General features: G+C 55.7%; 13 protein-coding genes and 1 tRNA gene. 5 read left to right on the forward strand and 9 right to left on the reverse strand.

What is annotated here, in order from left to right:
* The first annotated feature begins 122 nt into the window (after positions 1 to 122).
* Positions 123 to 1,484 carry an EAL domain-containing protein gene (locus RHP75_RS02685; protein WP_311090370.1) on the forward strand — a complete coding sequence of 454 codons (1,362 nt, stop codon included), beginning with the start codon at positions 123 to 125 and terminating at the stop codon, positions 1,482 to 1,484.
* Positions 1,485 to 1,628: 144 nt separating this feature from the next.
* On the opposite strand, the gene RHP75_RS02690 is transcribed toward RHP75_RS02685, so the two are convergent.
* On the reverse strand, positions 1,629 to 2,387 hold the full coding sequence (locus RHP75_RS02690; protein WP_311090371.1) for a hypothetical protein: 759 nt from the start codon (positions 2,385 to 2,387) through the stop codon (positions 1,629 to 1,631).
* Positions 2,388 to 2,512: 125 nt separating this feature from the next.
* On the opposite strand from RHP75_RS02690, the gene RHP75_RS02695 reads away from it, so the two are divergent.
* A complete protein-coding gene (locus RHP75_RS02695; protein ID WP_311090372.1) occupies positions 2,513 to 2,731 on the forward strand; it encodes a DNA-binding protein in 219 nt (72 codons plus the stop codon).
* 5 nt (positions 2,732 to 2,736) lie between these two features.
* Positions 2,737 to 3,552: a helix-turn-helix domain-containing protein gene (locus tag RHP75_RS02700; protein ID WP_311090373.1), complete on the forward strand. Its 816-nt coding sequence runs from the start codon at positions 2,737 to 2,739 to the stop codon at positions 3,550 to 3,552.
* 196 nt (positions 3,553 to 3,748) lie between these two features.
* On the opposite strand, the gene RHP75_RS02705 is transcribed toward RHP75_RS02700, so the two are convergent.
* Positions 3,749 to 4,576: a hypothetical protein gene (locus RHP75_RS02705; protein WP_311090374.1), complete on the reverse strand. Its 828-nt coding sequence runs from the start codon at positions 4,574 to 4,576 to the stop codon at positions 3,749 to 3,751.
* Positions 4,577 to 4,588: 12 nt separating this feature from the next.
* Positions 4,589 to 6,508 (reverse strand): S8/S53 family peptidase, encoded by a 1,920-nt coding sequence (locus RHP75_RS02710; RefSeq protein WP_311090375.1) that lies wholly within the window; start codon positions 6,506 to 6,508, stop codon positions 4,589 to 4,591.
* 181 nt (positions 6,509 to 6,689) lie between these two features.
* Here RHP75_RS02710 and RHP75_RS02715 point away from each other — a divergent pair, with 181 nt between their 5' ends.
* Positions 6,690 to 7,607: a hypothetical protein gene (locus RHP75_RS02715; protein WP_311090376.1), complete on the forward strand. Its 918-nt coding sequence runs from the start codon at positions 6,690 to 6,692 to the stop codon at positions 7,605 to 7,607.
* Here RHP75_RS02715 and RHP75_RS02720 read toward each other — a convergent pair.
* Positions 7,597 to 8,460, reverse strand: a complete 864-nt coding sequence (locus RHP75_RS02720) for a hypothetical protein (protein WP_311090377.1) — start codon at positions 8,458 to 8,460, stop codon at positions 7,597 to 7,599. The genes RHP75_RS02715 and RHP75_RS02720 overlap by 11 nt on opposite strands.
* 142 nt (positions 8,461 to 8,602) lie before the next feature.
* On the opposite strand from RHP75_RS02720, the gene RHP75_RS02725 reads away from it, so the two are divergent.
* Positions 8,603 to 9,070 carry a helix-turn-helix domain-containing protein gene (locus RHP75_RS02725; protein WP_311090378.1) on the forward strand — a complete coding sequence of 156 codons (468 nt, stop codon included), beginning with the start codon at positions 8,603 to 8,605 and terminating at the stop codon, positions 9,068 to 9,070.
* 355 nt (positions 9,071 to 9,425) lie between these two features.
* On the opposite strand, the gene RHP75_RS02730 is transcribed toward RHP75_RS02725, so the two are convergent.
* From RHP75_RS02730 to rpsU, 5 genes are all read right to left on the reverse strand, one after another.
* A tRNA-Ile gene (locus RHP75_RS02730) sits at positions 9,426 to 9,502 on the reverse strand.
* A 15-nt stretch (positions 9,503 to 9,517) separates the two neighbouring features.
* Positions 9,518 to 13,252 (reverse strand): EAL domain-containing protein, encoded by a 3,735-nt coding sequence (locus tag RHP75_RS02735; RefSeq protein ID WP_311090379.1) that lies wholly within the window; start codon positions 13,250 to 13,252, stop codon positions 9,518 to 9,520.
* A 105-nt stretch (positions 13,253 to 13,357) separates the two neighbouring features.
* Positions 13,358 to 15,202, reverse strand: a complete 1,845-nt coding sequence (gene rpoD / locus RHP75_RS02740) for an RNA polymerase sigma factor RpoD (RefSeq protein ID WP_311090380.1) — start codon at positions 15,200 to 15,202, stop codon at positions 13,358 to 13,360.
* A gap of 67 nt (positions 15,203 to 15,269) precedes the next feature.
* On the reverse strand, positions 15,270 to 17,246 hold the full coding sequence (dnaG, locus tag RHP75_RS02745) for a DNA primase (RefSeq protein WP_311090381.1): 1,977 nt from the start codon (positions 17,244 to 17,246) through the stop codon (positions 15,270 to 15,272).
* A 140-nt stretch (positions 17,247 to 17,386) separates the two neighbouring features.
* Positions 17,387 to 17,602, reverse strand: coding sequence for a 30S ribosomal protein S21 (gene rpsU, locus RHP75_RS02750; RefSeq protein ID WP_003296736.1), 216 nt, complete (start codon positions 17,600 to 17,602; stop codon positions 17,387 to 17,389).
* Between the last annotated feature and the right edge of the window lie 133 nt (positions 17,603 to 17,735).

A 17,735-nucleotide genomic window follows, 5' to 3' on the forward strand; every position in this document is an offset into this window, starting at 1 on the left:
TAATCGTCCGTAGTGCCTCTGCTACGGCGTCTACACTCAACTCGGCCCATCGATAAACCACAGTGTTGGTAAACCCTCGGGCGACTTCCTTGGCGAAGCAACGGGTCACTCAGGGACTTTTCATGACCGCCCTTTCTGCCTTTTTCAAGCAGGTTATCAAGCTCTGGCACTCACCCGATTTGACCCTGATCGGTCAGCGCCGCGAGCGCCGCATGCGCATGCTCGCCAGCCTGGTACTGCTGCTGGTCGGTAGCTTCTGGGGGCTGTTCTTCAGCCTGCGTGGCGAGTGGGGCATCGTCCTGATGGACTTGTTGATGATCCTTTGTGGCCTCGGTGTATTTACCCTGACCCTGCGCAACCGCGTGCGCCTGGCCAATCTGTTGCTGTTCGGCGTAATCATCCTGGTGATCGTCGGCACCAGCTTGTTGATGGACCCACATACCGCCGCCGCACCGCGCGCGACCCACCTGTATCTGCTGCCAATTGCCGTGGCGGCGTTGATGGCCTTTCGCGATGAACGGATGTGGCTGCGCTACGGCGTTGCACTGTTCTGCCTGGGCCTGTTCATTGTGCTGGCCTCTTCATCCTGGAGCCCGACCAGCGCCTATCACCTGCCGGATGAAGTACGGGTGAGCGGCTCCTGGGTGCAGAGCGTGGCGGCCATGCTGATGTTGTTTGCCCTGCTGCACATCTTGCAAAGCGATGCGGCCGAGCGCTCGATGCTCGACCGTGACCTACACGCCGCACTGAGTGAGCAGCAGTTTGTGCTGCACTACCAACCGCAACTGCACAGTAGCGGCAAAGTCACCGGTGCCGAAGTGCTGATCCGCTGGCAGCACCCGCAACGCGGACTGGTGCCGCCAGTCGAGTTCATTGACCATGCCGAGAAAACCGGGCTGATCATCCCGATTGGCCAATGGGTGCTGGAACAGGCCTTTACCCAGTTGCGCGCCTGGAAGGACGACCCGCTGTATCGAGACATCAGCCTGGCGGTCAACATCAGTCAGAAGCAATTTCGCCAGGCCAATTTTGTCACTGACATGCTCGGACTGATCGAAACCTACGGCATCGACACACGTCGGCTCGAACTGGAGTTGACCGAAACTCTTATCGTCCACGACATCGACGACCTGATGCGCAAAATGGCCGTACTGGTCGAGCGCGGCGTGCGCTTCTCCCTGGATGACTTCGGCACCGGCTTCTCCTCCCTCAGCCACCTCAAGCGCCTGCCCCTCAACACCCTGAAAATCGACCGCTCATTTGTCAGCGACCTGCTTACCGACAGCAACAGCCAAGCCATCGTGCGCACTGTCATCGCCCTGGCGCAAAGCATGGGCATGACGGTGATCGCCGAAGGCGTGGAAACCGAAGCGCAGCAGCAGTTTTTGCTGAGTAACGGCTGCATGCAGTTTCAGGGCTATCTATTCAGCAAGCCGCTGCCATTGGGAGCGTTTACTGTGTTTGTGGAAACGCAGAATGGTTAAGGAGAAAACGCAAAAAGCCGCGCAATGCGCGGCTTTTTATTTGGTGGGCCCACACGGACTCGAACCGTGGACCAAAGGATTATGAGTTGCCTAGAAACGCTGCAAACCCAGTGTAATCGTGAGTAGCTTAGCGCAGGTAAACCATCAGGCATCGTCTGTGTCGGGCTTATAGAAAAGATCCCAACTACTCTGATGTTTGACCCGTGGGTCTACGCCATAAACGGGCGACACTGGGAGGCCGAGAGACTTTCTCTCCTCCAACTGTCGCTCCCAAGGCCGGTCGGTGCCCAGTACTCTCCCAAGATGCTCAGCGCGCGAGTCTTCTCGGCTTTTCCAAACACCGAGAAGCTCCTGGTACTCATCGCTGGCTGCCAATCGATAAGCCACTTCAACCAGATCACTTCCAACCCAATGCGCCAAGGGAAGAGTCCGCTCTACTGCAGCAAGACGTTCCTCATCACTCTCCAGATCTACATCACCCTCTTCATACAAGCGCTTTGCCAGTGCAATGGCTTTGCTGAAATAGTTATCCGCGCCAGGCTGCTCCGCATGAAGAAACTCAGGGAAAGTCAGTGCTGTAAGTGGCGCCACATGGCCATTAGCAGCATCGGTCACACCTGTGACCAGCCAGAACGCGTACTTCGGCCACAAGTGGGCTATCGACTCGATCATGGCGGAAGTCGGCTTCTGCTTGCGCGAGAAAGCGCTGCGCCATCTTGCAGACGGAATATCCGTTAGCTGGGACAGCTTCTCCCAGAAACCACGGCCAGCGTATTGCGGCTGGCTCCACAGGCTGAGCAACGCAGAGAAAGCCCCTTCATGCCCTTTCAGGCCCTCAAGGTCAGCAGGAGACATTTGCTCCTTCAAAATCAAAATGACGCGATCTTCGATTGTACTTGACATCCTGACCCTTCGATCATAAAAAGAACTAAATGTCTAAAATACGGACATTTAGTATTTTTTAAGGACTCTTACGCCTCTTTGCGTAATGACCTCAGTGTATCGCAAGCCATTTGAGGAGTCGCCCGATGACAATCGAAGAAACCCTCCTGAACCGCTACGGCGGCTCTCCACTACTCTCCCTCCAACAGTTAGCAGAGGTTCTACATCGCAGCAAAGATGGCCTAAGGGTATCCCTAAGCGGAGACAGCGAGTTGTCTGCCGAGCTACGTCGGTGCAAAGTCAAAATCGGCCGCAGGGTCTACTTCAAAACATCTGCAGTAGCTCGTGTCATTGAAGAAGCCTGACCGTTATGAGCATAAAGGCCATGAACTGGGCATGGGAGCAGCCGCTTCCGCCCGTTCCGAAGCTAATTCTCATGGCGCTCGCTGATAACGCAGACGATCACGGCTACTGCTGGCCGAAGATGAAGACGATAGCAGCCAAGTGCAGCACTTCGGAACGCACCATTCAGCGCACCATCAAGACCCTGCTAACCGCAGGGATGCTGAAGAAAGACGCTCGATTCGATGCCAACGGCCGGCAGGTTTCTAATGGCTACACCCTCGTACTAAGCTACCCCGACAAATTGTCACCCCCAGCTGAAGACAGAGCTAGGGAGGGTGACACCCATGTCACCCCGGGGGTGACACAGCTATGTCGGGGGGAGGGTGACAAAGCTATGTCACCCCTAGAACCACCATATGAACCTTCATATGAATCATCAGTACAGCGCACGGCACAATTGACGCAACTGAACGCAGCGGAGAAGCAAAAGGTCTCCCAACTGATCCGTTCGATTCCCGCTGATCAACAGGAAGCAATTACTGCTCAACTGCTGAATGCTCTGACCAAGGGAGCCATCAGGTCCTCCCCGTCACGCTGGTTGAAGGCAGTTATTCACCGAACAGGTCGCGTCAGACATCCTCAGAATGCGTCACAGCGCTCGGAAGCAGACTATGTAGAGCGCCTGATTCAAGGCGGAATATCAACTGAGGATGCCCAGCACATTGCCCAACAGACCTTTAGTCGACGTATAGTCAGCAGAGCAGGACATCGCAAGTGCCCCCTAAGCACTCAACAAGCCGACAATAGCGTTTGGCTAAAGGGATTTGCCAAAATTGACTAGCCCGCCGTAAATCACACAGAGTTTTTGCTGACGCGGGAGATGGATCAGTGAATCGCCCTAGGTTTGTGGATGAATCCCAAGTCGAATATTGCCCCTATACTCAGCATGGGCTACTTATAGCCGGATAGCGACGGCTCACTCCAGGCCGTCGCTATAAATGCAAACAGTCGAATCGGAGAAGTAGTCTAAAAGACTTTCAATTATTTTCGACTTCGACGCTAGGATTTTTCTGTATATCAATAGTCTCGACGGATGGCGACTGGCTTGCGGATGCAAATCCTCCCCCCGTGTCAAATTTGGCCAATTCTCCCGCTATGTAAAATGAGTTTGGACTGGAGAGCACGAGCTCTTTATTACTTATCCATCGTACGTTCACTCCAGCACCTAGCTCACCATTTATTGACTGTAGCGCACCATCCTTTAGCTTGGCACTTAACTCGGCGCCAACATCGGTATCAAACGAGAGCTTTGCTTCAAAGCCCGAGACCAGAATCGCTCGATACATTACTAATCGTCCTGGCTTGGACATTTCATCTTTTTCTGGAGATGCTGGAGGTAGAGCTTTAACAGCCTGCTCAAACCCTACCTCTTCAATTAAAACTGTATTTAACTTTGAAACCTTAACCTCTACACTCTTTGCTTTTGAAAACTCGGTTTTTAAGTCCGCTGAGAGAGGTGCAACACTCGAAGCAAAGTCAACGACTGCACCACCAGATAGTTTAGTCGATGAACTTCCTTGACAATCAAATTCACTTCCATTCTTAACCCAGTTACTACTACCCGGGATCTTACTTGAGTCTAATCTTAACCTGTAGCCTCCGCCATCAGTGGCCTCGCGCCAAACCGACCCTGGACCGATTGAGTTAGAAACACCAAAGAAAAGAATTTTCTTCCCATTCAGGTCGCTATACGCGCAGTTCTTAGCAACGTCCGCCCATGCGTTCTTAGCATTATGCTTACACCCGACCACAACGGCTAACAGCGACAACATGGCTACCGTAACAATACTCTTTTTAACCTTCATGATTTGATCCTTTCAGTTTTCAAAAAGCTTTTTGATATCGAGACCATACTGATCACCACTAGCCCCACCCTGCCGTGATTTTTTTACTATTTCTCGTAATTTATGCCCTTTATCTGGTGCATCATAAATAGAAAATTCCTGAGGAGGTATATATGCTAACTTTGCTGCAAAAAGCCAAGCTACCCGAGGTGCTGCGAAGCTTGTGCCACATATGCTGTCACTAACATAACCATTGAACGAAATAGCTAGCGGGTCCACACTCCTTGACCCCACGATACTAGAGCGACATTGGAGACTGCCATCGCGAGCGGTATTCATGACTGCAACCACATCTTGGTTGCTTACGGATCTCACAGCAAACCACCTTTCTTCGGCTGCAGCATTGTCGGCGCACTCACATTCCTTACTGTAAGCGAGATTCGGACGGCAACTTTTGCAGTTGTTTAGCGAAGAGTTTCCAGCAGCAGACACAAGTATCCCTTGATTAAAATCAAAGTGCGTAAACTTGTGCTCCCTCTTACGTGTCGTCCATGAGAAATTGACCACATATGGATTCCCACTGGCTACAGCATAGAGATCAGCGAATACTAGAGCCGATTCAATGATTGCTTTATCAGTACTGAGATCTTTTACACCAATATCTTGCTTTAGTCTTTTTACAATATCTCTTGCAATTTTCCTTTTGGCTTTCACCTCTTTATCAGGAACGGGGTCGCCTCTAGCGCCGAGCATAAAATCATCAATAAGCCTAAGAACTACCAACTCTTCAAGCATCGCCTTCGAGTACACCTGAGCTGTAGAAAGAGGTATATAAACCACTCTTACTCTTTGATCATCCCACACCCTACTTGGCTCTAGCTCTACAAGAGTAGCCAGCGACTTGTGTATTGAACGGGCGTGAAAAGCCTCTTTTGGATAATCTGTAAAAACCCTAGACTGACTCGAAGGATGTTGCAGCGCCACGGGATAATTAAATCTTTTCTTAATCATCTCTAACGCTTCAGAAACAAATTTTCTAGAATCATAAAATGCTTCGTCATTCGGCCAACCGTCATCAAGCACAATCAACACCGGCTTTAATTTTGGCTGCCCTGAGAGCTTGGATTTAATTATCATTCTTTCTTCAGCAGAAAGAAACGGGATAGACTGATAATCCTCAGCAAGACTCTCAGACTCCATATTAACTGAAATAACTTGTGCCTGAACCTCTTCGTATGACTGATCTAACTCAATGCCACCGAGATGATCCTTATAATCTTTCGGCAGCCATAAGTGTTCTATGACAAGTGGAGATCCATCACGCCCATCCCCAGAGACCACTGGCTTTTCTGTAAAAGCCTGAGTCACAGGGTTAAAGGCATCAAAGGAGGTGACCTTACTTAAACTAGGGTACATGCTACCTTTGGGGATTTTATTATACTTATTAAGTAAATTAGGCTCCGAAAGCGCCATCCGCGGAAGGGCGGGTATCTTAATCACAGCACCAGCCTTTAAATTTTCTGGAGCGCCCAAATCATTTAATTCAACTATTTTCTCTTCAATTGCCGCATATGCTTGTAGAGAGTTTTTTTGTCCAAACCCATATTCCCTCAGCACCACTTTCGATAGCGCATCTTGCTCCGAAATAGTAATTTCTCGAGCGATATTAGACTGGAGGGCTTCTTTAAGGTTAAGGGACGGGCGAAGCTTTATGTCTGGCCAAGTTTCTTCACTGCCTTGAGTACCAGCAGCATCTGGTCTAGACACGACGCTCTCTGGCGTGAAATACCTTGCGTCAATCACACGTCTAACAAGAACATAATCATCCGGCGGCTGACTTATCGACTCCTCGAGCGCAGCAGATGATACCGTCGAAAAAGTGCAAGCTGCGACTAATGAAAGTGCTACTCTAAGTACAGTTAATAATTTTTTTAAGTTTTTGAGGCGGCTCATTTAATTGTGCCCTCCGTGGTCGCGTTTCCTATCAAAAACCTCGCTTTAAAAATCACCATAGTTGAGTTAAATGAGAACGCAAGCCAGATGCCGGCAAATGGCTAGCATGGCAGAGAACGCTTGTCCGCCACCGCCCAGGCCAGAGGCGTGATATGCAGGCCGATGGTCAGAGGACACCTTTGTGACCGCCGCTGATTCCACAGGCAATTCTCGCGGCTCTCAATCTTCAGCGCATTTAGCTCTGCCTGCGTCTGCCGTAGTCGCAAACGCCGCGCTGCTAAAGCTCGACCAGTTCATCGAGCAACAAGTGGTACCGCTGTATTACGGTCGTTATGTAGACGACATTCTGCTGGTCATGGAAAACGCCAGCGACATCAAAACTACCGAGCAGTTTTGGGAGTGGATCTTCAGTCGCGACGGCGGCAAGGATCTGCTCAAAAAAGATAAACGTAGCATCCTGTTCAAGCCTGACTATCTCAAAAAAGACCGTATCGCTTTTGAAAACAGCAAAAACAAGCTGTTCATCCTTGCGGGCTCTGCAGGCACCGCTCTGGTCAACGCCATTTCCGAACAGATCAACCAGCGTGCCAGCGAATGGCGCGCGTTACCCGACCTGCCGAATTCGCCAAACACCGTGGCAACGGATCTGCTCAAAGCTACCAACCTTGCCGGTGAGCAAGCAGACAATCTGCGCAAAACAGATTCCCTAACGCTACACCGTGCTGGCTTTGCTCTAAGCCTTCGCAACTACGAAGCCTTCGAGCGCGATATCCCCCCTGAGGATTGGCAAGCGCACCGCCATGCTTTTTTCGCTGCCGTCATCGAGCATCTGCTGACCCCGGTTAAGTTCTTCGAACTAGCTCAATACCTGCCACGCATCATTCGCATGGCTACCGCCTGTGAAGATTATGAGTACCTAAACAAGATCATCAATGCGCTGGGCGGCCTGATAAACAAAGTCGAAAACGACTGCACCCTGACGATCAAAAGCCTAGATGCTGCCAAAGTGCCGGCTGAAGCGCGGCAATTATGGAAACAATCCATCTGGGAAGTTACAGCGCAGAGCATCGTTTCAGCGTTCCCTTCTATCACGAGCTAAGCCCGGGCTTTATGCTCGACGACAGTTTCATCAAGTTAGCCAAAATTGAACTGAGCGAATCGCAGTCAAAACTAAACCGCCTTTTCATCTCCGCCTTGTTGGCCTGGGCGCAAGAAACACTCCTGAAAAAAGGTTTACCCGTCGGTTTCTGGATTTCACGCGGGCCGCTGTTGGAGTTTTGCCAGCCCTCAAAGCGAGTGGCTTTCACAATTTTGTCGATCTGCTCGACCACATCACCAATCAGTTTCGGCGTAGTTTCCGGGCGGGTTTCCAGGAAGAGCTTGGTCAGCGCTTGCTTGTTGTCATCCTCCGTCACCACCTTCTCGCCGGTTTCGCGGTCATAGACCACTACCATGGCTTTCATCTTTTTCGGCTGCACATGGCTGGTGAAGTGCGCAGCAATATCGGCGCTGATGGCCTCCATGCGCTTCGGTGCCTTGAGCATCACCGCCAGCTTGCCGGCACGTTTGGACAGCCGCAGTGCTCTTTGCAGATCAGCATTTTTCTTCAGCATCTGTGCGGTGTCTTGATCGGCCCTGCTCCATGCAGAGCGATACTTGTTCAGGCACTCAATAGCTGCGGGCCTGCTATTCGGGCAAAGTTGATCCAGGATATGATCAATGAAGTCTGGAGTCAGTCGTAGCGGCAAGTAGTAGAGCGAGCCCCCAGCTTCCTGTGTCTCCTCAACACGGAGTTCGTCCCCAAACTCTGTAATGGCAAGGTCTGCCAGGGACGTTTGTGCACCGAACAACTGGAGCAGTGATTTCAGTTCCACGCGGAGTTGCAGGGATTCCATGTTCATCTTGAGCTGAAGCTTGCCGCCTGTGGGTGTGGTTTGTGTCGTGGTGATCATGGGCTTCTCCAGTAATTTGAAAATTTGATTTGTGTTTATTGACAGCGGTGTGTGGGAGGTGGTAGCGAAACAAGGTAATGCTATGCCATCACGATATGTCGCGTCAAAGGTGGCTTGATACTTCCTTTTCTGAGCGCGATAGATGAGCTACGAAAAGGTGTTGGGCGAGGTAGTCAGAGACGTGAGGCTTCGGGCTGGCCTCACGCATGAAGCTTGTGCTGAAGTCGTCAACGCTACCCACTTACGCCAGATCGAGAAGGGGCTGGCCGCGGTCAGAATTGACACGCTGGTAGCCCTATGTGGAGTGCTGGGTGTTTCACCAAGCCAATTGCTTTTGGTTGCTGAGGCGCGTTCGGCTGGTCAGGCGGTTGAGGAGCACCTTAGCGCGAACAACAAGCAAATTCGGTTGCTTCTGGAGGCGGGGCGTTTCGAGCCTGTCACCTCAAAAGATGCAGCGAGAGGAATTCGTGGCCAGAAGGCTGATGCGACCCGCGATGAGACTCGTCGATTGCAGGTTGAAGGCCTCTCGAAAGCTGATATCGCGCGTCAGTTAGGCGTCACGGTGAGGACAGTCGAGCGTTATTGGGTCAAGCCAGTCACTCAGAAGTGACTAGGCGGCATCTACATTGGGTTTCACGTCTTATACGACATCGTCCGTGTGTTGTGGCGTGAGCGTGCGACAGCTCCAGTGAGTCGCAGATTTGGTGCGACACAACTCACTGCATGTCGCGCTTCCTGCAATACGCAGGCTCTTTCTCCGGCCTGAGCGCCTAATCCCGTACCCGTTGGGGACGTAGCACAAGCCAATTGGGGTGCTGCCTGGGTGTCGATCTGCGAGCTAAAGCGCTCGTTGCGTTCCAAAGCAGCAAAAATGAAACGGTACGCAAAACGGTACGCAAATTTTTTATCTGGCCCATAAACGACAAAAGGCCAGCACGATGGCTGACCTAAGTCGTTGTTTTATATGGTGGGCCCACACGGACTCGAACCGTGGACCAAAGGATTATGAGTCCTCTGCTCTAACCAACTGAGCTATGGGCCCTCAGAGGCGGGCGGATTATACCGGTGCCTTCTCGGCAGCGCCAACCGAATGGCGCGGGGTGAGGAAGTTTTGTGCGAAGGCGTCCGCATGGATGGCGCGGCTGATGACAAAGCCCTGGATTTGCTCGCAGCCTTCGGTGGCGAGAAACAGTTCCTGGGCTTTGGTTTCCACCCCTTCGGCGATCACGGTCAGTTGCATGCTGCGGCCGAGAGCGATGATGGCGCGCACGATGGCGACGTCGTTGCTGTCATTGGGCAAGCCGCGCACGAAGGATTGGTCAATTTTCAGGGTGTCGACCGGCAGGCGCTTGAGGTAGCTGAGCGAGGAGTAGCCGGTGCCAAAGTCGTCGATGGCCAGTTGGATGCCCAGGCCTTTTAGTTGATGCAGCAGGTTCAGGGCTTCTTCGGCCTGGTTCATGATGAAGCTTTCGGTGATTTCCAGTTGCAGCAGTTCCGGGGCCAGGTTGTGGTCTTCCAGCAGGCTGGAGATGCGCACCAGCAGGTGCGGCTGGCGCAGTTGCACGCCGGTCAGGTTGACCGAAAGCGGGCCGAACGGTGCGTGCTGTTGTTGCCATTGCTGCATTTGCCAGCAGGCCTGGCGCAGTACCCAGTCGCCAAGGGCGATGATCAGGCCGGTTTCTTCGGCCAGGGGAATAAAGCGATCCGGTGGGATTTCACCGAATAACGGGTGATGCCAGCGCACCAGTGCCTCGGCGCCAATCAGGCGGTTGTTGCTGAGGCTGCGCTTGGGTTGGTAGTAGAGCTGCAGTTGTTCCAGTTCGATGGCGCGGCGTAGTTCGCGCTCCAGGGCCATGCGTTCGGTGGCTTGGAAGGTCAGGTCGCGGGTGTACAGCTCGACGCGGTTACGCCCGCGAGCCTTGGAGCGGTACATGGCGGCATCGGCATTTTTTACCAGAGTGGCGACATCATCGCCGTCATCCGGGTAGCGGCTGATACCGATGCTGGCGCTGATAAACAGCTCCTGTTCGTCGAACCGGAAGGGCAGGCTGAAGCAGTCGAGCAGCTTGTGCGCTACTAGCTCGGCATCGTCGTTATGTTGCAGGCCGGGCAGCAGGATGATGAATTCATCACCGCCGAGGCGGGCCACGGTGTCGATATCGCGCAGGTGAGCTTTCAGGCGTTCGGCAATGCTCTTGAGTAGTTCGTCGCCGACCGGGTGGCCGAGGCTGTCGTTGATGTGTTTGAAGCGGTCCAGGTCGATAAACAGGACGGCGCCCATGCGTTTGTCGATGTGCGCGTCTTCGAGGGCGGCGCGCAGGCGGGCCTCGAACAGCATGCGGTTGGGTAGGCCGGTAAGCGGGTCGTGATGGGCCTGGTGGTCGAGGCTGGCCTGGGCGTGCTTGAGTGAGCTGATATCGGCGAAGACGCCGACAAAATGGGTGATCTGCTGATCGCTGTCGCGCACGGCGCTGATGGTTAGCCACTCCGGGTAGAGTTCGCCGCTCTTGCGCTTGTTCCATATCTCGCCTTGCCAGTGCCCGGAGGCACTGAGGTTGTGCCACATGGCGGCGTAGAACGCACTGTCGTGGTTGCCTGAGGCGAGCAGGCGTGGCGACTGGCCGAGGGCTTCGGCTTCGCTGTAGCCGGTGATGGTGGTGAAGGCGCGGTTGACTGCGGTGATGCGCTGCTGCAGGTCGGTGATCATCACGCCTTCGGCGGTGCTTTCGAAAACGGTGGCGGCCTGCTTGAGGTTTTCCTGCATCTGTTCGCGCTCGGTAATGTCGCGCGCGATGGTCAGCATACAGGTGTCGCCTTCGATGGGGATCGGTTGCACCGACATCTCGCAGGTGCGCAGCGAGCCGTTGCGGGTGCGAATCAGGGCGCGGAAGTCGCGCACTGAGCCGTGTTGTTGCACATGTTCGAACATCCGGGTGCGGTCTTCCGGGTCGGCCCAGATGCCCAGTTGCAGGGTCGAGCTGTCGGTCGCTTCATTGACGCTGTAGCCGGTGATACGGCTGAAGCCTTCATTGACGTCCAGCAGCTGGCCGTCGCTCAAACGGGTAATCAGCAGGCCGTCGGGAGAGGCGTGGAAGGCCTTGGCGAATTTATCTTCGGAGAGTTTCAGGCGTTGCTGAGTGTCCTTCAGCTCACTGATATCGCGTACCGCCACGACCAGGGTGCTGCTGTCATCCAGGGTGACCTTCTGCGCGGAAATCAGCGCGGTGAACTGGTTGCCGTCACGCCGGCGGAACGTGCCTTCGATGTTGTGTGCGTTGCCTTTGCGCAGCATTTCCAGGATGCGTGGGCCGATGCCTTGTTCCATCCACAGGTTCAGCTCCGAGCTGGTATGGCCGATGGCTTCGGCGGCGCTGATGCCGAACTGTTGCTCGAAGGTGTTGTTGACCGCCAGCAGGCGGCCGTCGTGCAGGTTGAGCAGGGCGATGATGTCTGGGCAGCTGTGGAATACCGAGGCGAATTTCTGTTCTGACAGGGCCAGCGCCTGCTCGGTGTGCTTGGTTTCGGTGATGTCGATCAGCAGGCCGCGCAGCATCTGGCTGTCATCCTGCGGCGACAGCGTGATGATGTCGCGTACCCAGACTTCGCGGCCGTCGGCGGCGAGCATACGGTAATCCAGGCTGTGGTCGCGCCCGGCTTGGGTTTCACTGCGGCAATAGTCGAGGGTGCGGCGTGCGTCGTCGGGGTGCAGGATGCGCTCGATAAAACCGGGTTGTAGCCAGTCTTTAACCGGATAGCCAAGCAGCTTCTCTGCCTGGGGCGCGACGTAGGTGTAGCGAAAGTCGCTGGGGTCCATCTGCCATGCAACGGCGTTGAGGCTTTCCACCAGGCCACGGTAGTGCTGCTCGCTATTACGCAGCTCGCCTTCCAGTAGGGCGCGGTTGTGCATTTCACTGCGCAGGCGATGGTTGATGCGCAGGATGCTGAAGATGATCAGCAGGGCTGCCAGCAGACCAGGCAGGCCAAACAACAGCAGGCTGCGCCAGAACGGGCGCTCGTCAAGCGGGTCGCCCACCCAGCGTTGCTGGATGTCGGCTATTTCGCTGGGGGTGAGTTCGGCTAGCAGCTTGTCGAGAATGCCTGCCAGGATCGCTTGATCCTTGGGCACGGCCATGGCCAGTTGGTAGCGATACGGCGTTTGGCCGCTGATGACAATGCCGTCGAGCTTGAGCTGGCGTATGTGCCAGACGCTGGAAGCAAGGTCACCGACCATCACGTCGGCTTGCCCGGAGGCCAGGGCTTGCAGGGCGGCGGCTACACTTGGGCGTGCCCAGAGGCGCAGCTCGGGATGCTTTTCGCGCAGCAGTTCGTGGGTTGCGTAGCTGTCGACGACGGCCACGCGTAGCCCTTGCAGCTCACGCAATCTGCGCGGTTGCGGACCTTGTTCCTGGCTCAGGATGACAATCGGGAAATCGAGATAGGGGCGGGTGAAGGTCAGGTACTGCTGGCGTTCCGGGGTGGCCATCAGGCTGGGCAGCAGATGCAGCTTGCCGGTTCTGGCGTCGGCCAGCACTTCGCTCCAGTTCTGTGCCGGGGCCGGGCGCAGAGTGATCGGCAGGCGTTGCTCGATCAGTCGCACATAGTCGGCGGCGAGGCCCTGATACTGCTCGTCGTTGTCGATAAACTCGTAAGGTGGCCAGTCGCGGTCAACGCCGAGGCTCAGTTGCGGATTCTCGGCCAGCCATAGTTGCTCGGCGGGCGTCAGCTCAAGGCTGAGGGCGGGCACGGTCCAGCACGCCAGACACAACAGGAGGGTGGCTGCAACACGCGGCATGAGTTGACTCGTTCGCTGGGCAATTGGGAAAAGTGTAGACCCGCCTGGCAGGCCTTGGTAGTTGCCCAGAATGCAAAACCCCCGGCAGGGCCGGGGGTTCTGGTATTACTCGTCGAGGAAGGAGCGCAGGTGCTCGCTTCTCGTCGGGTGGCGCAGCTTGCGCAGCGCCTTGGCTTCGATCTGACGAATCCGCTCGCGGGTTACATCGAACTGCTTACCAACTTCCTCAAGGGTGTGGTCGGTATTCATGTCGATGCCGAAGCGCATGCGCAGTACCTTGGCTTCACGCGCGGTGAGGCCGGAGAGTACTTCGCGAGTCGCTTCTTTGAGGCTCTCAACGGTGGCAACATCGATTGGCGACTGCATGGTCGAGTCTTCGATGAAGTCGCCCAGATGGGAGTCTTCGTCATCACCGATCGGGGTTTCCATGGAGATCGGTTCTTTAGCGATCTTGAGTACCTTGCGGATCTTGTCCTCAGGCATCTCCATGCGCTCACCCAGCTCTTCCGGGGTCGGTTCGCGACCCATTTCCTGCAACATCTGCCGGGAAATACGGTTGAGCTTGTTGATCGTCTCGATCATGTGCACCGGAATACGGATGGTGCGCGCCTGGTCGGCGATCGAGCGAGTGATCGCCTGACGGATCCACCAGGTTGCATAGGTCGAGAACTTATAGCCGCGACGGTATTCGAACTTGTCCACCGCCTTCATCAGGCCGATGTTGCCTTCCTGGATCAGGTCGAGGAACTGCAGACCACGGTTGGTGTACTTCTTGGCAATCGAGATCACCAGACGCAGGTTCGCTTCAACCATCTCTTTCTTCGCACGACGGGCCTTGGCCTCGCCGATCGACATGCGACGGTTGATGTCCTTGATTTCAGCCAGGGTCAGCTCGCACTCGGCTTCCAGGGCGGACAGCTTTTGCTGGCAACGCTGGATGTCGCCTTGCAGGTTGCCGATGGCTTCGGCGTACTTGGCTTTGCCTTTGGCCAGGCCAGCAGACCACTCGACGTCGATTTCATTGCCTGGGAACAGGCGCAGGAAATCGGCGCGCGGCATACGTGCATCACGTACGCAGAGTTGCATGATGGCGCGTTCCTGGGCGCGCAGGCGCTCCAGGGAGCTGCGTACACGCACAACCAGAGCATCGTACTGTTTAGGTACCAGCTTGATCGGCATGAACAACTCGGCCATTTCTTTCAGCGCGGCAATGCCTTGCTTACTGTTGCGGCCGTGCTTTTTCAGGGCTTTCTTGGCGAGTTCAAGGGCGTCGCCAATCGCGGTGAAGCGGCGCAGGGCCTCTTCTGGGTCCGGACCGCCGTCGCCTTCCTCTTCCTCGTCATCGCTGGCTTCGGCGTCGTCGTCGTCAGTTTCTTCGGCGGCATCGCCGTCTTTAACTGGAACAGGCGCAGCCGCTTCCGCGGGAACAATGCCATCATCCGGATCGATATAGCCGCTGAGAACCTCAACCAGGCGGCCACCATCGGTGGTCACACGGTTGTACTCGGCCAGAATGCTGTCGACAGTGCCGGGGAAATGAGCGATAGCGCCCATCACTTCACGGATGCCTTCCTCGATGCGTTTGGCGATTTCGATCTCGCCTTCGCGGGTCAGCAATTCCACGGTGCCCATTTCACGCATGTACATGCGCACTGGGTCCGTCGTGCGGCCGATATCGGTCTCCACCGCTGCCAGCGCGGCAGCGGCTTCTTCAGCAGCTGCCTCGTCGGTATCGGCGTCGGCCAACATAAGGGCGTCCGCATCCGGAGCACTCTCGTGTACGGGGATCCCCATGTCGTTAATCATGCGGATGATGTCTTCCACCTGCTCCGGATCAGAAATATCTTCCGGTAGGTGGTCGTTGACCTCTGCGTAAGTCAGATACTTCTGCTCACGACCCAGGGTGATCAACTCTTTGATACGAGACTGCTGTTGCGCTTTTCCGGACATAACACCCTATCCACTGAAGGTCTTGGCGGGCAAAAAACAAGCCGCGGATTATACCCGAGTAACACCCCTAAGCGCCAGTTGAGCTCGGGATTACCGGTGATGCATTACGGCTCAGCAAGCTGCGCAGCTGGTCTTTCTCTTCTGCGCTCAACTCACTTTGACGGGCTTTGCGCAGCAAATGTTCCAGGCTGCGCTCGCGTTGGCGGGCTACTAGACTAGTTATAGTGTCGAAAAACTGTTGTTCAAGGTTGTCGGCTGAAATCAGCCATTCCTTTTCTGCCAAGGCGCGCAATAGGCGGCCCTGTTCGGTGCCGTGCCAGCGTGCGATCAGTTGCAGTGATCGCAGGTTGGGGCTTTTCTGCAGGGCGCCAAGCAGGGCGACCAGCAGCTGGGCGTAAGTGTCGTCTTCGGCGGCGAAGTGGCTGACATCTTCGACTTTCTGCGCCAGTTGCGGGTGATGCAGCAGGGTGCGCAGGGCGCTCAGGTGCGGCGATTCGACGCTGACGGCAGTGCGTGGTGCGCGTGGCGCGAACTCACCCTGGCCCTTCTTGCTCCACTTGCCGCCATCTTTCTTCCAGTTGCCCTTGCCTTTATTGCGTTCAAATTCCGGCGCAGGGCTGGGGTTTTCGTATTCGTTGCGGCTTGGCTCGACATCGTAATAGGCGCTGTCGGGAATTTCGGGGTAATCCGGGTAGTCGCTGGGCGGTGCGCTGCTGTGGTTTGGCTGGCTGCTGCGGGCGGTTGGCGCCATCTGCTGCATGGCTTCGCCGGACAGGCCGGTGATTTCGCTCAGGCGCTGGCGCATCAGGGCGCGCAGGTTGTTGCCAGGGATCTTGTCGATCAGCGGCGCGGCCAGGGTCATCAGGTGCGCTTTGCCTTCCAAGGAGCGCGGGTCGGCTTCTTCACTGAGTTGCTGGAAGAAGTAGTCGGCCAGCGGCTGGGCGTGCTGGTTGATCCGCGCGCGAAAGGCGTCAGTGCCTTCGCTGCGTACCAGGGTGTCCGGGTCTTCGCCGTCGGGCAGGAATAGAAAGCGTGCGCGGCGGCCGTCCTGCAGGCTCGATAGGGTCGCCTCCAGGGCGCGCCAGGCGGCGTTACGGCCGGCGGCGTCGCCGTCGAAGCAAAACAATACGCTGGGGACGACACGAAACAGGCGTTTGAGGTGTTCTTCGCTGGTGGCGGTGCCGAGGGTGGCAACGGCGTTGCGCAAGCCTTGCTGGGCCAGGGCGATGACGTCCATATAGCCTTCGACCACCATGATCTCGTCGAGATCGCGGTTGTGCTTGCGTGCCTCGAACAGCCCGTAAAGCTCCTGGCCTTTATGGAACACCGGGGTTTCCGGGGAGTTCAGGTATTTCGGTTTTTCGTCACCCAGTACTCGGCCGCCAAAGGCAATCACGCGGCCACGGCTGTCGCGGATGGGAAACATGATGCGATCACGGAAGCGGTCGTAGCGCTTGCCGCTTTCGGCGTTCTCCACCAGTAGGCCGGCGTCGATCATTGCTTTTTGTTGCAGGCTGTCGCTTGCCAGATGCTTGAGCAGGTTGTCCCAGCCGGGCGGGGCGAAGCCCATGCCGAAGTCGCGGGCGATCTCGCCGGACAGGCCGCGGCCTTTCAGGTATTCAATCGCGGCTTTGCGCTGTGGGTGGCTTTTCAGTGCCTGCTTGTAGAACTCGGCGGCAGCAGTCAGCAGCGGGTAAAGCGGCGAGTCCGTAGGTTGGCGCGGTTTGTTGTTGCGTCCGCCTTCCTCGCGCGGCACTTCCATGCCAGCGCGCTTGGCCAAATCCTCGATTGCCTGGGGGAAATCAAGTTGGTCGTGGTCCATGACAAAACCCAGCGCGTTACCGCCGGCGCCGCAGCCAAAGCAGTAGTAGAACTGTTTGTCTGGGCTGACGCTGAACGAGGGGGTTTTTTCTTTATGGAAGGGGCAGCAGGCTGTGTAGTTTTTGCCGGCTTTTTTCAGTTGGATGCGCGAGGCGACCACGTCGACGATGTCGGTGCGGTTGAGCAGGTCATCGATAAAAGACTGTGGGATCAGGCCGGCCATAGGCGCTCAGAATACTGTCATGCGCTGGGGCAGAACAGGGTGGGGCAAAAACTAAAAGACTCCGATCGTCACCCGAAGGTGGCGCGGAGTCTAAAAGCGAAACCCGGCCGAAGCCGGGTGTCAGGCGCTGCTTGTACTAATTAGTACAGGCGAACGCTGCGGCGCTGCTCGCGCTGCACTTTCTTGGCGTGACGCTTAACAGCGGCCGCTGCTTTGCGCTTACGCTCGGAAGTCGGCTTTTCGTAGAATTCACGGCTGCGAACTTCAGCCAGAACACCGGCTTTTTCGCAGGAGCGCTTGAAACGACGCAGAGCTACGTCGAAGGGTTCGTTCTCTTTAACTTTGACGGCTGGCATCCAGGGCGTACCTTCTTTATTACCGGGGGGTAACGTTACTCCTGGCAGATGGCGCTGGAGAACGTAGGTTTTTAAGGGTTGCGGATGTTACCGCCTCATCGCGAGGAATGCAAAGCCTCTGATCGAAAAGCGC

Source organism: Pseudomonas sp. SG20056 (assembly GCF_031764535.1).
Taxonomy (GTDB): domain Bacteria; phylum Pseudomonadota; class Gammaproteobacteria; order Pseudomonadales; family Pseudomonadaceae; genus Aquipseudomonas.